Source organism: Agrococcus jejuensis, from assembly GCF_007679035.1.
Classification (GTDB): Bacteria; Actinomycetota; Actinomycetes; order Actinomycetales; family Microbacteriaceae; genus Agrococcus; species Agrococcus jejuensis_A.
Window position 1 is genome coordinate 3,440 of record NZ_VEFR01000011.1, and the last position, 504, is coordinate 3,943.

General features: G+C 72.2%; 1 protein-coding gene. It reads left to right on the forward strand.

The genetic code is table 11. The annotated features are described in order from the left end of the window. On the forward strand, positions 1-504 hold a 504-nt coding region (locus FS793_RS16355; protein ID WP_186329570.1), incomplete at both ends, for a hypothetical protein.

Sequence of the window (504 nt, forward strand, 5' to 3'; positions counted from 1 at the left end):
GGTCGAACGAGCGACGCTCCCCATCACGCTGCGGGCGACGATCGTCCTCGCGGCGCGGGCCACGGTCATCACGCTGGAACGGACGACGCTCGCCGCCACGCTGCGGACGACGATCGTCGTCACGGCGCGGGCCACGGTCATCACGCTGGAAGGGACGACGCTCGCCGTCACGCTGGGGACGACGGTCATCGTCACGACGCGGGGCGCGGTCATCCCTCTGGAAGGGACGACGCTCACCGTCGCGCGGCGCACCGCCGCGGGGGCCACCGCTCTCGCGCGGGAACCGACGATCGGCGTCGCGACGCGGTCCGCCGCCGTCACGATCGTCGCGCTGTCGCGGGCTCGAGCCGTCACGGCGGCCGCCAGGAGGCCGGCCTCCGGTCGGCGACCCATCACGTCGACGGTCGCGGTCCGAGCTCTCAGCCATGGCTATCCTCCTGCAAAAGCGAAAAGGGGCCCCAGCGTCATGGCTGGGGCCCCTTTCGAAAAGAAGTCCGGCGGTGT